The organism is Plebeiibacterium sediminum (assembly GCF_026013605.1).
Taxonomy (GTDB): Bacteria; Bacteroidota; Bacteroidia; order Bacteroidales; family Marinilabiliaceae; genus Saccharicrinis; species Saccharicrinis sediminus.
Genome location: NZ_JAPDPJ010000326.1, coordinates 1 through 438 on the forward strand (window position 1 = coordinate 1; position 438 = coordinate 438).

Consider the following 438-nt stretch of genomic DNA (forward strand, 5'->3'; position numbering starts at 1 on the left):
TTAAATACTCTTTTAATAAGCCAAAGATTATGAATCATAAAGAAGCCGGAACCGGTTTGGGATTACCAATTTGTAAAGAATTTATAGAATTGCAAGGGGGTAAAATTTACGTAAAAGAAAATACTGAGAATGGTGTTACTATCGCCTTTAAGCTAAAGATTTAATATTTAAATCACTAAATACACACTTGTGGTGTATTGTCTTTGTGATTTTTGAATTTAAATTATCAAGTAAACGAAATCTTATCTTTTATAATGTATGAATAACAAAACTATTAAAGATGCAGTTCTTGGTGATCGGGAGGCTTTAATTAAGGTTTCATCACATTTACATGAAATTATAAAGGCATGTACCAAACATAGTACAAAAGAAGTTGCTGTAGGATTAGCTGTCATAGAAGCAAACCGCATTAGTCTTATTGCTCTTAGTCTTGTTTCT

The 438-nt window shown here is 30.1% G+C and carries 2 protein-coding genes; both read left to right on the forward strand.

Annotation, left to right across the window (positions count from 1 at the left end):
* Positions 1–29: 29 nt before the first annotated feature.
* Positions 30–164, forward strand: a complete 135-nt coding sequence (locus OM075_RS26315; protein WP_363321663.1) for an ATP-binding protein — start codon at positions 30–32, stop codon at positions 162–164.
* Positions 165–258: 94 nt separating this feature from the next.
* Positions 259–438: hypothetical protein (locus tag OM075_RS25655; RefSeq protein WP_301193397.1), on the forward strand; the 180-nt coding region annotated here is incomplete at its 3' end.